The organism is Arthrobacter sp. AD-310, from assembly GCF_054656615.1.
The window spans coordinates 91,195-103,705 of sequence record NZ_BAAHNO010000025.1 but is presented as its reverse complement, the minus strand read 5'-3'; the positions used below and the strand labels follow the sequence as shown (position 1 = coordinate 103,705).

The following is a 12,511-nucleotide window of genomic DNA, read 5'->3' as shown; positions in this document are numbered from 1 at the left end:
CAAGAAAACCACCACTGCTGAGAGAAGAAGAAACGTGTTCCTGGCACTCCGCGATATCCGCTTTGCCAAAGGCCGGTTCGCCATGATGGGCGGCGTCGTAGCCCTGATCACCCTGCTGCTGGTCATGTTGACAGGCCTCACGGCGGGACTGGCCGAGCAGTCCACCTCCGCGATCGGACAGCTGGGGGCGGCAGCGGCAAGGCCCGTGGACCTGGTGGCGTTCGGTGCTCCCGGTTCCGGCACCCCCAAGGCCTCCTACACCGAGAGTTCGGTCACCGCCGCGCAGGTGGACAGCTGGCGGAACCGGCCGGGCGTCCGCTCGGCCGAGCCGCTGGGCATCACCCAGACCCAGCTGCAGACAGGCGATGGCAGCGGCACCGCCAACGTGGCCGTGTTCGGCGTCCCCGCCGGCAGCCCACTGGCCCCGGTGGACGTGGCTGCCGGTACCGCGGTGCTGGGCTCGTCGGTGGCCGAATCCCTTGCCGTAAGCCAAGGCAGCACCGTCAGCGTGGGCGGAGTGGACCTCTCCGTCGCTGCCGTGGTGCCGGACCAGTGGTACTCACACACCAGCGTGGTGTGGACGGCCCTGCCCGCGTGGTCACAGGTGGCGCACGTGTCCGACGCCGGCCAGCTGGCCACCGTCGTCGCAGTCACCTTCACGGACGGCGCTGACGGGAACGGGACTGGCGTGGACCAAGCTGCCGCCGACGCAGCAGCGCATACTGTCAGCGAATCCCGCACCGGATCCTTCCAGGCGCTCGGCTCCTTCAAGAGCGAGAACGGCTCCCTGACCCTCATGCAGGGCTTCCTCTACGGCATCGCCGCGCTGGTGATCGTCGCCTTCCTGACCGTGTGGACCATCCAGCGGACCCGCGACATCGCGGTCCTCAAAGCCCTGGGCGCACCCGGCTCCTATGTGCTCCGCGACGCCATCGCCCAGGCCGCGGTAGTGCTGGTGGCGGGTGCCGCTGCCGGCGGCATTGTGGGTGTGGCCGCGGGCGGGTTCGCCGCCCAGGCTGCCCCGTTCCAGCTGACCGTGGGCACCACGGTGCTTCCCGCCGTCGGGATCGTTGCCCTAGGCCTGGCCGGTGCCGCACTGGCTGTCCGCCGCGCCGCCAGGGTGGACCCGCTCCTGGCCCTCGGCGGCAACTGATACGTCTCCCAATCTTTGCAAGGAATCCTCCATGTCCTCCACCGCGCCCCTCAGCCTGGTCAATGTCACCCTCGACTACCCGGACGGCGGCGGCACCGCCACCGCCCTGGACCGGGTCAGCCTCACCGCCCACGCGGGCCAGATGATGTCCCTCGTGGGCCCGTCCGGCTCCGGGAAGTCCAGCCTCCTGGCTGTTGCCGCCACCCTGGTCCGCCCCACCGGCGGGCAGGTCCTGATCGACGGCACGGACACCAAGGACCTGAAGGACAAGGACCTTGCCGCGCTGCGCCGCAGCAAGGTGGGCATCATCTTCCAGCAGCCCAACCTGCTCCCGTCCCTGGCCGCGGCCGAGCAGCTCATCATCAGCGACCACCTGCGCGGGAAGCCGGCCAGGGCGGCCCGGGAACGTGCCGCCGGACTGCTCGACGTCGTCGGGCTGTCCACCGCAGCCGGCAAGCTGCCGCACCAGCTCTCCGGCGGGCAGCGGCAGCGCGTCAACATCGCCCGCGCCCTCATGGGCAGCCCAAAGGTGCTGCTGGTGGATGAGCCGACGGCGGCGCTGGACCACGAGCGCAGCGAAAAGATCGTCCGGCTGCTCCGGCAGGTGACCACGGAGTTTGCCGTCGCCACGGTGATGGTCACGCACGACACCGAATTCCTGCCGCTGACGGACGTGGTGGCCACCATGCGGGACGGCAGGCTCACGGCACCGGTGCCGGCGGGAGCCTGACCGCCGACGGCACGGCAAACGGCCCCGACGGGTTCATCCGACGGGGCCGTTTGCCTCAGTTCTGCACTTAGGGCTGCTGGCTAACCCTTCGGGGTCACCTGGAGCCGGTGGAAGGAGACCTGCTTGCCGTCCTTGTCCAGGACCACCACGTCGTCGCGGCCGTTCTGGACGTCGGCGGGCAGGATGAACTACACGGTGTTGTCGGTGGTGGGGAAGATCCAGCCGAGCCGGTAGCTGTTCTTGTTGAGGTAGACGTAGTACCACTGCCCGTAGTCGAGAGATCAGCGGGCTCAGGAGCAGGGACACCGCCCCCGTTACGGCAGGAGAGCTTCCGCTCCCCCTATGTCGGCAAGTACATCAAGGACCTCTCGTTCGACCGGGTCCGCAGCCTGGACTGCGGCTCCCAGACCTTGGCCAACTACCCCGGTCAGCAGGCATCCCTGGTGCCAAGATGCCTGGAGCACCGTGTCTCCATCCAGAGTTTTGACCGGGGCGCCCTCCGCCTCGTGGAGGAACGCGGGCTCTGCCTCACTTTTGGTTGGCGGAGCGGGCTTAGGGGTTCTAATTGATTGCTTCTGATCTGGCCGGCGATTGTTTCTCTGACGCTGCCAAGAGTCGCCCGACTTGCAAGACTGCCGCGCGAATTTTTGTGGCATCTCCCAACGTAAGGTACTGAAGCATGAGCCCGTCCAACGCGGCGAAAACAGCAAGGGCCGCTTCACGTTCCAGGTGGTAGCCGCGTTGCCGGAGTGCAGTTTCGACCGTCTGAACGTAGCTGTTGTAGAGGCCTTGGACGATGGAGTGGATCTCGGGTTTCCTCCGCGCTTCGAGAAGCATCTCGAATTGGAACAGGAGCAGCGCCGGTTCTGACGTGTGGGTGGCCATGAGGGCATCCACGAAGTCTTGGTCAAAATCTGCAACGTGCTCCAGCCCAGTCTCGCTGATGGAGCGTTTGACCGACCACTCCATTGTTGCGACGAGTAACGCGTCGAGGGATCCGAAATGGTGATTAATCAGGGTGTGGTTCACTCCCGCCCGCGCCGCTACGGAACGGTACGTAACACCACGCAGGCCCTTTTCGGCGACCACGTCCACGACGGCAGCGTGGAGTGCGTCTCGCCCATCGCCATAAGGCAGTCGTCGTGCTTCGCCGGTCATACCACCGATTTTAGCGGCGCAAAGTTGCGGATGAATCACCCTTGACGCAGCAAACTAAACATCCGTATAGTTTTGTTTGTGGCAGGCATCACGCCTCCCCTAACGCTGACTCAACGGATCAACTCCCTCCCGGTACCGCGCATCGGCGCGCGGAAGCCTCTAAATACTTTCCATAACGGCCGCGGCCGTGCATTCTTCGAAAGAGCCATCCCATGAATCAAGAATCCGTCGAATCGTCGACGAACATTGGATTGGAAGAGCGCGGGGCTTCCGCGGCCCCGGTACGGCTGAGGGCAAACAAGCTCGGTGTCATTGCCATTGCCTTTTTTGCTATCGCCGCAGCTGCTCCGATGGCAGCAGTCGTGGGGGCCAGTCCGGTTCTCTTCTCGGCCAGCGGCCCTGGAACACCTGTCATATATGTGATTGCGGCGTTGCTGGTGGCTCTTTTTTCCGTGGGCTACCTGCGGATGAGCCAGCACATTACCAACGCCGGCGGCTTTGTGGCCTACATGGCCAAGGGTCTTGGAACCAAGTGGGCTACCGGCGGTGCAGGCATCGCCATCCTGACGTATCTGAGTCTCCAGATCGGGCTGTGGTCGCAGTTCGGTGTCTTCGCGCAGCTGCTGATTGAGACACTCAGCGGTATCAGCCTGCCCGTTTACTTCTGGATCGCAGCACTTCTCGCGGTGACCACGGGCCTCACCATGCGTGGCGTGGATGCCAGCCTGAAGGTCCTCGGGATTCTCATCCTCGGCGAAGCCTTTGCCGTAGCTGCCCTCGTGGTGTCCCTCATCGTCCAAAAGGGGTTCGGGATCTTCACCTTTGAAGGCTTCACCGGATCCAACATCTTCGGCCCGGGCCTGGGCATCTCCCTGCTGTTCGCCTTTGCATGCTTTACCAGCTTCGAGGCAACCGTCGTCTTCGCTGAAGAAGCAAAAAACCCCCGACGCACCATCCCGCGTGCCGCCTACTTCGTTATCGCATTCATCGGCATCTTCTACACCCTCTCTACATGGGCAATCAGTGGCGCTATTGGCATTGACAACATTCAGACTGTCGCCACGGAAAATCCCGCCGGCATGATCTTCGAGCTCGCCGATGCCAGCGCAGGCTACTGGCTGAACATGACCATGCAGATTCTGGTCGTCACCAGCTTCCTGGCCATGCTCCTGGGCCTGTCCAACATGTTCTCCCGCTACCTGTTCTCACTCGGCCGGGCCGGAGCCCTGCCGGCGAAACTTTCTTCTGTGTCAAAGACCGGCGCCCCGCACGTGGCCGGCCTCATCAACGGGCTAGTTGTTTTGGCAATCATCAGCATCTTCCTCCTCGCAGGAGCCGACCCCATCACGACGGTATTTGCCTGGTTCGTGGCCCTGGGAACGGCAGGCTTCATCACCATCCTGCTGGTCACCTCCGCGGCGATCGTCGTCTTCTTCGCCCGGAACGGTATGCGCGACAACCTGTGGGTCACCGTCATCGCGCCGTCCCTGTCGTTCCTGGCCTTCATCGTCATCGGATACCTCACTCTGGACAATTACGACGCACTCCTCGGCGGTGCAGGCGGAATCGCGCGCTGGCTCCTGCTCGGCATACCCCTGTTCTTCATCGCAGGAATCGCACGCGGCGCCCAAAAACCCTCGATCAACTTCGCCGCCGTCATCGGCTAAGCCACAGACCAACTACCCCACCAGTCCAAACCAATGGAAAACAATAAGGAACAAACCATGACCTCAGCTGACATTCAGGACTACATCCCCGAAGATCAGTGGCCTCCTGTGTCCGCCATGCTGGAAGGCTTCGGCGATCAGACCCTGCCGGCCTCCCCTGCCCTCGCAGGCAATGTGCTAAGCATCCCGGCCGAAGACGGCGTCCGCGAGGAGTACACCTTCGACACCGACTCCTCGGTCACCTGGACTTCAGAAATCAACCAGGACAAATCCAGCGGAGCAGCCAACTACAAGGCCATCGAAGCCCGCCCGGGCATCTTCATCATCGACTTCGTCCGCGGCGAAGGGCTCGAGGCCGAGAACGTCACCATCATCTGGGACCGCAACACCGGTGCTGCCACTTCCGGCGTGTCACGTTTCGTCCTCGTAGACGGCAAGACGCGCAGCACGACCGACTTCAGCCAGGTAAACACCGAGGGCGCGGCAGTCCTGCACGAGCGCTCATCCGGCCTCGTCGGCAAACGGATCTTCTACCGCTACAGCGACGTCGAAACCTACGAACACATCTACCTCAACCCCGGCACCTTCACCTGGAACTGCATCCGCGGCGGCGAGGCAGGACTTGCAGACACCGACCGCTGCATGACCTGGGAAGTAGCAGAAGACCTCTTTATCTTCTTCTGGACCGAAAAAGTCATGTGCGTCGAAGCGGTCCTGCTGGTCGATCTTCGCGAACAGCGCTCCATTGGACGCATGTTCGGCTGGGACGACCCCGCCAACGAACCCGTCATCCTGCCCTTCAACTCCCGGCTCAGCGTTCTGAACACCACTGACTACCCGCAGGACTTCCACAAGCACTAGCCCAGTTGCGGGGATGTCCGGGAACACCTCGGGCATCCCCCAACGGTTCATGAAGCAATCGACCGATTCGGGCGCCTCGTTCTCTTTCTTGTCTGTTACTGACTTGACCAAGAGTAGTCATGGATATGCGTTTACGTGACCGCGTCGTTCTTGTCAGCGGCGGGCAGCTGATCGCAGATGACTTCCGGGCGAAAGACCATGCCGTCGATTTCGTCCAAGCGGATGTTACGGATGAAGTGGATGTCCGCAGGTGCATCCAGCAGGCACAGGACAGCTTCGGCGGCACTCGAATTCCGCTGACGGTTTTCCATCGTGCCAGCCCAAGCAGTTCAAACCCACCTCACAACGCTCGAAGAGGAGAAGCGAAATTGAAGACCAACGAATCACTGCTTGACCAGATCACCCGGTACTCCGGCCAGACCAGGACAATGCTGGACCCCGCCACGGGCGAACCCGTCGGTGAGGCGCCGGTCCATGACCTCGAATTTCTCGAGCGGACAGTCGCGGCAGCCCAGGCAGCTCAGCCGGCGTGGGCGGCGCTGGGGCACGAGGGACGTTCGGAGGCTCTCCTCAAGGCCGCAGACGCCATTGAACGCTCCGCAGAGGAACTCGCCCACCTCCTCTCCCGCGAGCAGGGAAAGCCGCTCAACGGGCCCAACGCCCGGTTCGAAGTCGGCGCCTGCGCCGCCTGGCTCCGCGCCGCTGCAACCATCCCACTCAAGCCTGAGACCGTGGTGGACGACGGTGAGACCCGCGCTGAACTGCACTACAAGCCCATCGGGGTCGTTGCAGCGATCGGTCCATGGAACTGGCCAATGATGATCGCGGTGTGGCAGTTCGCGCCGGCCTTGCGGATGGGCAACGCTGCCGTGGTCAAGCCTTCGGGCAACACTCCCCTGTCTGTCCTTGCCCTGGTAAAAGTCATCAACGAAGCGCTGCCCGAGGGCATCCTCTCCGTGGTATCTTGCGGCCGTGAAGTTGGCGCCCGCCTGACGGAGCATCCCGCTATCGGGAAGATCATGTTCACCGGTTCCACCGCGGCCGGCCGTGCCATCATCAAATCCTCGGCAGACACCGTCAAGCGCCTCACCCTGGAACTGGGCGGCAACGACGCCGGCATCGTCCTGCCCGACGCCTACCCGAAGGCCATCGCTGAAGGCATTTTCTGGGGCGCCTTCATCAACACCGGCCAGACCTGCGCCGCGCTCAAGCGGCTCTATGTCCACGAAGACATCTACGACGCCGTGTGCGAAGAGCTCACCAAGGTCGCAGCCGCCATGCCGATGGGCAACGGCCTGGATGAGAGCAACGTCCTGGGCCCGCTGCAGAACAAGTCCCAGTACGACATCGTGACGGACCTGGTGAACTCTGCCAAGGCGTCAGGCGCCCGGGTGCTGCTCGGCGGAAATCCGGACACCAACCAGCCCGGCTACTTCTACCCCACCACCTTGGTCGCCGACATCGACAACGACAACCCGCTCGTGGCAGAAGAACAGTTCGGCCCCGCCCTGCCGATCATCAAGTACAGCACCGTCGATGAAGCAATCGAAAAAGCCAACGGACTTGATGTAGGGCTTGGCGCGTCCGTCTGGTCCAGCGACCTCGAAGCCGCCCGCAAGGTAGCCAGCAGGATCGAAGCGGGCACGGTATGGATCAACAAGCATGGCACCGTAGACCCCCGTATCCCCTTTGGTGGCGCCAAGCAGTCCGGCTACGGCCTCGAATTTGGTGTTGAAGGCCTCAAGGCCCTCGGCATACCCCAGGTCATCAACGGCTAACGCAATCACCACAACTTGGGGATGCGTAGGGCGTACGATCACGCCCTACGCATCCCCAACCACGCCCCTTCATGCTGCGTGCGTATCCATGTGTAAACGGGAAACTGTCCGGATCACGCAGGCTGACACGCGCTTCCCTCGCGGCAAGTGACCAGCCCTCCGATCCGGCAGACAGAAAGAATGGGACGACATGAGTGATAACCCGGTAGCGATCGTGACAGGCCGGTTTCCTCGCCGGCCTTCGCCCCGGCCATGCCAATGACGGCGGCGGGCGTATGCGATACCAGCAACCCGCACGGCTGCAATAAACACGTCCTATCACCGAAGGGGTAAAGACCGCCCGCTTAACTGCAGTCAGTCGAGCAGCGCTACGCCGAACTCAGCGACGACGGCCCGCAATTCCCTGAGGTAGCGCTGCGCCTGGTCGGTAAGCGGAATCGCGGCGTGGCCGATCCAGCCGATCTCGATGCTTTCGTCAACGTCGAGCGGGATGGCGACGATCTCCGGGTCGAGCTGCCCGCTGATGATGCCCGTCGAGATCGTGTAGCCCTGGAGCCCGATCATGAGATTGAAGATCGTCGCACGGTCTGAGACCCGGATCTCCTGCTTACTGGACAACGTGGAGAGAATCTCCTCGGCGAAGTAGAAAGAGTTGTTCGCACCTTGATCGAAGGTTAGCCGCGGCAAGCCGGCAAGATCGGCGAGAGTCGCACGCTCTTTTGAGGCGAGCGGGTTGTTCCGTGCAATAAAAATGTGCGGTTCGGCGAGGAAAAGCGGAGTGAACGCGAGCCCGGAGTCCCGGAGCAGCTTGTCAATGACCTTCCGGTTGAAATCGTTCCGGTAGAGGATGCCTATCTCGCTCCGGAGCGTCCGGACATCCTCGATGATGTCCCAGGTGCGGGACTCACGCAGCGAGAACTCGTATTCGGCCACCTCACTCGCCTTGACCATCCGGACGAAGGCGTCCACCGCGAAAGAGTAGTGCTGCGTTGACACCCCGAGCAGACGTCGGGTCGGTGGCCTACCAAGGTAGCGCTGCTCGAGGAGAGCGAACTGCTCGACGACCTGCCTCGCATAGCCGAGGAACTCTACCCCGTCGGCGGTGAGGGTGACGCCGCGGGCGGAGCGAACCAGGAGCGCACGGCCCACCCGGGCCTCAAGGTCCTTCATCGCCGCGGACATTGTCGGCTGCGCTACGTAAAGAAGATCGGCAGCCGCGGAGATTGACCCCTCAGCTGCAACTTCTATGAAGTAGCGGAGCTGCTGCAGGGTCAGTCCGCTCGAAAGCTGTGCCATAGGAAAAGTCTATATCAATACATAGTAGCGCCTAGTTACCCGATACCCTCCGGAACGTTGCACCATGGACACATCCCCTTCTGAAAGGCCGTCTCCGGCCCATCATCAACGGATTGGCAGCGCATGGCAGACGACTTCACCTTCAGCATCACCACGACCCGCTTCGACGAGGACTACTTCCCGTCGGAAGGCTCCCGGATCACGACGAATTTCGCCAACCTGGCTCGGGGGGAGCACCGCCAGGAGAACCTCCGCAACGCGTTGACCATGATGCGGCGTCGCTTCAACGATCTCGCTGGCTGGGACAACCCGGACCGGGACCGTTACACGCTCGAGCTTGAGATCGTGTCCGTGCAGATACAGTTCACGGCGGAAGGCACGGATCAGCAGTTCCCGCTGTTCGAGGTTCTCGACATCCAGATCGTCGACCTGCTGAACGGGGTCCGCCACCAGGGGATCGTCGGGAACAACTTCTCCTCCTACGTCCGTGACTTCGACTTCAGCGTCGTACTGCCAGCGGCAGCAGGGGACGCAGGCAAGCCCACCGTTCCCGAGGACTTCGGCGATCTTCACGGCAAACTGTTCCAGCACTTCCTCGATTCCCCGGTATGCCAGGAACGCTTCCCGCAGCCGCCAGTGGTGTGCATCAGCGTCTCCACGAGCAAGACGTACCGGCGAACCGGAAACCAACACCCGGTCCTGGGCGTCGAGTACCAGCAGGACGAGTTCTCGCTGACGGATGCGTACTTCGCAAAAATGGGGCTGCGGGTCCGTTACTTCATGCCACGCGGCAGCGTTGCACCGCTCGCCTTCTACTTCCGCGGAGACCTGCTCAACGACTACTCCAACCTGCAGCTCATCGGCACGATCAGCACCATGGAGACGTTCCAGAAGATCTACCGCCCGGAGATCTACAACGCAAACTCCGCCGCCGGCCCCGTCTACCAGCCGAGCCTGGGCGAGCAGGATTACTCGCGGACCCAGATCGCTTACGACCGCGTGGAGCGCGCTCAGCTCGCGGTCACGCAGGCGAAGTACACGGAGGAGCACTTCATCACGCCCCACAAGGATCTGTTGGACCAGTGGACCGCCAACTACCCCGCTCTCGTCAACTGACCCACGGAGAATCGCCAATCATGAACACACTCTTGCCCACCACCGTTGTCGGAAGCCTGCCGAAACCATCGTGGCTCGCACAGCCGGAGACTCTTTGGTCCCCGTGGAAGCTGGAGGGAGATACGCTGCTCGAGGGCAAGCAGGACGCGCTGCGCATCGCCATCCACGAGCAGAGCCGACGCGGCATCGACATCGTCAGCGACGGCGAGCAAACCCGCCAGCACTTCGTCACGACATTCATCGAGCATCTCAGCGGCGTCGACTTTGAACAGCGCAAGACCGTGCGCATCCGCGACCGCTACGACGCGAGCGTACCGACCGTCGTCGGACCGGTGCGCCGCGAGCGGCCAGTATTCGTCGAAGACGCAAAGTTCCTCCGCGCAACCACCGACAAGCCGATCAAATGGACTCTTCCCGGTCCAATGACGATGGTGGACACGCTTTACGATGACCACTACAAGAGCCGCGAGAAGCTGGCCTGGGAGTTCGCCACGATCCTCAACCAGGAGGCAAAAGAACTCGAGGCGGCCGGCGTGGACATCATCCAGTTCGACGAGCCCGCGTTCAATGTCTTCCTCGATGAAGTCAAGGACTGGGGCGTGGCCGCGCTCGAGAGAGCGGCAGAAGGACTGCGTGTGGAGACCGCCGTGCATATCTGCTACGGCTACGGGATCAAGGCGAATACTGACTGGAAGGCGACGCTCGGCTCACAGTGGCGGCAGTACGAGGAATCGTTCCCGCTCCTGCAGAGCTCCAGCATCGACATCATCTCGCTGGAATGCCAGAACTCCCACGTGCCCATGGACCTCATTGAGCTCCTGCGCGGCAAGAAAGTCATGCTCGGGGCAATCGACGTCGCCAGCGAGACCATCGAGACGCCGGAGGAGGTCGCCGACACCCTCCGCAAGGCCCTGCAGTTCGTCGATGCGGACAAGCTCATGCCCAGCTCCAACTGCGGCATGGCACCGTTCCCGCGGGAGGTCGCACTGGCCAAGCTGAGTGCTCTGAGCGCAGGGACAGCCATCGTTCGCGAGGAACTCGCCGGCTCCGCACCCGTGGCATCATAACGATGTTTCACGCCTACCCCGCAGACATTTGGCTCGAGGCTCCAAAGCAAAGCTTCCCATCCTCCCTCCCGGCCGACGAATTCAAAGCACTGTTCCGTGGCCATCCGGGAGGTGTCGCCGTCATCACGGCGGATGCCGGAGAAGGACCGGTGGCACTGACGGTATCGTCGGTCGTGTCTGTGAGTGCGGAACCTCCAATGCTGATTTTCTCGGTCTCGGCATTGTCTTCTGCGTCCGAGGTGCTTACGCGGGCCGAAACCGTCGTCGTGCACCTGCTGGACGCGCACGACGTCGACTTGGCTAAGTTCGGAGCGACCCCAGGCGCCGACCGCTTTGACCAGACGCACCGCTGGTCGCAACTCGAAACCGGCGAAGCAGTGTATGACGATGTCCGCGCCTGGATGCGCTGCGCCGTCATCGATCGCATGGAGGTGGGGACCTCCACAATCATCGCCGCTCACGCCCTGGAGTCCCGCGTGATGCGAAACGTCCAAGCGGGCGAACCCGGCGACGCTCTGGTCTACCACAACCGTTCATGGCACCGTCTGGGCGAAGATTCCAAGCTTGAAGGCTGAGCGCCGCGCCAAAAATGCCAGGCAGCAAGCCGAACGGCGCACGACGGCGGGACACAACTCCCGCCGTCGTCCTCGTCGATATCGGAGCGTCCATCGACTTCCTTGGTCGGCTCGGATCCAACCATGTTCTGCACCCATGCGACGCTTCGGTTCGCCCTCGAGAATCCTTCAGGAGATTCAAAAATGACCACAACCCCACATACCCCATCTGCCGCACCCAGTGCCGGACTTGGTAATCAAGCAGTCGAAGCGCAGGTCCTGGCCGGGAAGCGCTGGAATGTGCAGTTGCTTGGGCTCCTGATGGTCCTGACTTTTGGTACTGGGATCGTCGATGCAGTCGGTTATCTCGCCCTTGACCACGTCTTCATCGGAAACATGACGGGGAACGTGGTGATACTGGGCATGGCCATGGCGGGAGCAGATGGCCTTCCAGTGCTAGGTCCTCTGACAGCGATGGTGTGTTTCTCAATCGGCGCCGCGGTGACCGGGCTGGTACTGAGAAAAGGATCTGCGGAATGGCGCCTGCCAATCACGGTGCTGCTGCTTGTCGCAGGGCTCCTTCTTTGCTCCCTCGGGGCCCTGGCCTCCCTGGTCGATAACAACCTCACCACCGACGTCCGAGTGATCATCTCTTCATTGGCGGCAGCTGCCATGGGAATTCAGGCATGTGTAGCCCGAAAGCTCGCGGTCCGGGAAATGACAACCGTGGTCGTCACCTCCACCCTGACCGCGTTGTCGGGTGAGCTTTTCCTCGTAACGGGGCACAAGGGATTGCTGAACAGGAGAAGTGCCGCGATTGTTGTGCTAGTTCTTGGGGCGGCTCTTGGCGCGCTGCTTGCCCGCGCCGGAGCCGGCCCTGCCTTGATCGTTTCCGGAGCCCTGATAGTTGTTGTGGCATTGCTGGGGCAATGGGGAGCCCGGATTCATCGTTCCCATCTGTCTACCTGAGCGGAAGCGCCGGAACATCATCCCAGCTCAGCAGGCGGAGCGCCCACCAACCAGGACACTGACCCCGCCACCCCACACCTGAATAGGCTCCGCGGCAGCCAGGCTACAGCCCGCACCCTTCGCGTCAGAGGCGTCCAGCGCAAGCTTTGTCAATATGTCAAA

The 12,511-nt window shown here is 62.5% G+C and carries 12 protein-coding genes and 1 pseudogene; 9 read left to right on the top strand and 4 right to left on the bottom strand.

What is annotated here, in order from left to right; genetic code table 11:
• Positions 1–34 precede the first annotated feature (34 nt).
• Both ACYQ1Z_RS15395 and ACYQ1Z_RS15390 read left to right on the top strand, forming a co-directional pair.
• A complete protein-coding gene (locus ACYQ1Z_RS15395) occupies positions 35–1,153 on the top strand; it encodes an FtsX-like permease family protein (RefSeq protein WP_459793419.1) in 1,119 nt (372 codons plus the stop codon).
• Positions 1,154–1,184: 31 nt separating this feature from the next.
• The gene (locus tag ACYQ1Z_RS15390; RefSeq protein ID WP_459793418.1) at positions 1,185–1,883 is read left to right on the top strand and encodes an ABC transporter ATP-binding protein; all 699 of its coding nucleotides are present in this window, start codon (positions 1,185–1,187) and stop codon (positions 1,881–1,883) included.
• A gap of 80 nt (positions 1,884–1,963) precedes the next feature.
• Here the strand turns inward: ACYQ1Z_RS15390 and ACYQ1Z_RS15385 are convergent.
• Together ACYQ1Z_RS15385 and ACYQ1Z_RS15380 are read right to left on the bottom strand one after the other, a co-directional pair.
• Positions 1,964–2,161 (bottom strand): annotated as a pseudogene (locus tag ACYQ1Z_RS15385) (hypothetical protein); the annotation flags it as partial.
• 283 nt (positions 2,162–2,444) lie between these two features.
• Complete coding sequence (locus tag ACYQ1Z_RS15380; RefSeq protein WP_459793417.1) at positions 2,445–3,041, bottom strand: TetR/AcrR family transcriptional regulator; 597 nt, start codon at positions 3,039–3,041, stop codon at positions 2,445–2,447.
• A gap of 212 nt (positions 3,042–3,253) precedes the next feature.
• Here ACYQ1Z_RS15380 and ACYQ1Z_RS15375 point away from each other — a divergent pair, with 212 nt between their 5' ends.
• Both ACYQ1Z_RS15375 and ACYQ1Z_RS15370 read left to right on the top strand, forming a co-directional pair.
• Positions 3,254–4,708, top strand: a complete 1,455-nt coding sequence (locus ACYQ1Z_RS15375; protein WP_459793416.1) for an APC family permease — start codon at positions 3,254–3,256, stop codon at positions 4,706–4,708.
• A 57-nt stretch (positions 4,709–4,765) separates the two neighbouring features.
• Complete coding sequence (locus ACYQ1Z_RS15370) at positions 4,766–5,569, top strand: MoaF C-terminal domain-containing protein (protein ID WP_459793415.1); 804 nt, start codon at positions 4,766–4,768, stop codon at positions 5,567–5,569.
• Between the two features lie 131 nt (positions 5,570–5,700).
• On the opposite strand, the gene ACYQ1Z_RS15365 is transcribed toward ACYQ1Z_RS15370, so the two are convergent.
• The gene (locus ACYQ1Z_RS15365; RefSeq protein WP_459793414.1) at positions 5,701–5,880 is read right to left on the bottom strand and encodes a hypothetical protein; all 180 of its coding nucleotides are present in this window, start codon (positions 5,878–5,880) and stop codon (positions 5,701–5,703) included.
• 117 nt (positions 5,881–5,997) lie between these two features.
• On the opposite strand from ACYQ1Z_RS15365, the gene ACYQ1Z_RS15360 reads away from it, so the two are divergent.
• Positions 5,998–7,347: an aldehyde dehydrogenase family protein gene (locus ACYQ1Z_RS15360; protein WP_459793444.1), complete on the top strand. Its 1,350-nt coding sequence runs from the start codon at positions 5,998–6,000 to the stop codon at positions 7,345–7,347.
• 354 nt (positions 7,348–7,701) lie between these two features.
• On the opposite strand, the gene ACYQ1Z_RS15355 is transcribed toward ACYQ1Z_RS15360, so the two are convergent.
• Positions 7,702–8,643: a LysR family transcriptional regulator gene (locus ACYQ1Z_RS15355; protein ID WP_459793413.1), complete on the bottom strand. Its 942-nt coding sequence runs from the start codon at positions 8,641–8,643 to the stop codon at positions 7,702–7,704.
• 123 nt (positions 8,644–8,766) lie between these two features.
• Between ACYQ1Z_RS15355 and ACYQ1Z_RS15350 the strand changes: the two genes are divergently transcribed.
• The 4 genes from ACYQ1Z_RS15350 to ACYQ1Z_RS15335 all read left to right on the top strand — a co-directional run bounded on the left by ACYQ1Z_RS15350 (position 8,767) and on the right by ACYQ1Z_RS15335 (position 12,349).
• Positions 8,767–9,759, top strand: a complete 993-nt coding sequence (locus ACYQ1Z_RS15350; protein ID WP_459793412.1) for a DUF1852 domain-containing protein — start codon at positions 8,767–8,769, stop codon at positions 9,757–9,759.
• A 20-nt stretch (positions 9,760–9,779) separates the two neighbouring features.
• Positions 9,780–10,826: a methionine synthase gene (locus ACYQ1Z_RS15345; RefSeq protein WP_459793411.1), complete on the top strand. Its 1,047-nt coding sequence runs from the start codon at positions 9,780–9,782 to the stop codon at positions 10,824–10,826.
• Positions 10,827–10,828: 2 nt separating this feature from the next.
• The gene (locus ACYQ1Z_RS15340) at positions 10,829–11,401 is read left to right on the top strand and encodes a flavin reductase family protein (protein ID WP_459793410.1); all 573 of its coding nucleotides are present in this window, start codon (positions 10,829–10,831) and stop codon (positions 11,399–11,401) included.
• 183 nt (positions 11,402–11,584) lie between these two features.
• Positions 11,585–12,349, top strand: coding sequence for a YoaK family protein (locus ACYQ1Z_RS15335; protein ID WP_459793409.1), 765 nt, complete (start codon positions 11,585–11,587; stop codon positions 12,347–12,349).
• The last annotated feature ends 162 nt before the right edge of the window (positions 12,350–12,511 follow it).

What these genes read in the sequence shown, in the direction of transcription:
- ACYQ1Z_RS15390 (WP_459793418.1), top strand. Translation starts at nt 1,185, where the DNA reads ATGTCCTCCACCGCGCCCCTCAGCCTGGTCAATGTCACCCTCGACTAC.
- ACYQ1Z_RS15370 (WP_459793415.1), top strand. Translation starts at nt 4,766, where the DNA reads ATGACCTCAGCTGACATTCAGGACTACATCCCCGAAGATCAGTGGCCT.
- ACYQ1Z_RS15360 (WP_459793444.1), top strand. Translation starts at nt 5,998, where the DNA reads ATGCTGGACCCCGCCACGGGCGAACCCGTCGGTGAGGCGCCGGTCCAT.
- ACYQ1Z_RS15375 (WP_459793416.1), top strand. Translation starts at nt 3,254, where the DNA reads ATGAATCAAGAATCCGTCGAATCGTCGACGAACATTGGATTGGAAGAG.
- ACYQ1Z_RS15335 (WP_459793409.1), top strand. Translation starts at nt 11,585, where the DNA reads ATGACCACAACCCCACATACCCCATCTGCCGCACCCAGTGCCGGACTT.
- ACYQ1Z_RS15345 (WP_459793411.1), top strand. Translation starts at nt 9,780, where the DNA reads ATGAACACACTCTTGCCCACCACCGTTGTCGGAAGCCTGCCGAAACCA.
- ACYQ1Z_RS15340 (WP_459793410.1), top strand. Translation starts at nt 10,829, where the DNA reads ATGTTTCACGCCTACCCCGCAGACATTTGGCTCGAGGCTCCAAAGCAA.
- ACYQ1Z_RS15380 (WP_459793417.1), bottom strand. Translation starts at nt 3,041, where the DNA reads ATGACCGGCGAAGCACGACGACTGCCTTATGGCGATGGGCGAGACGCA.
- ACYQ1Z_RS15355 (WP_459793413.1), bottom strand. Translation starts at nt 8,643, where the DNA reads ATGGCACAGCTTTCGAGCGGACTGACCCTGCAGCAGCTCCGCTACTTC.
- ACYQ1Z_RS15365 (WP_459793414.1), bottom strand. Translation starts at nt 5,880, where the DNA reads ATGGAAAACCGTCAGCGGAATTCGAGTGCCGCCGAAGCTGTCCTGTGC.
- ACYQ1Z_RS15350 (WP_459793412.1), top strand. Translation starts at nt 8,767, where the DNA reads ATGGCAGACGACTTCACCTTCAGCATCACCACGACCCGCTTCGACGAG.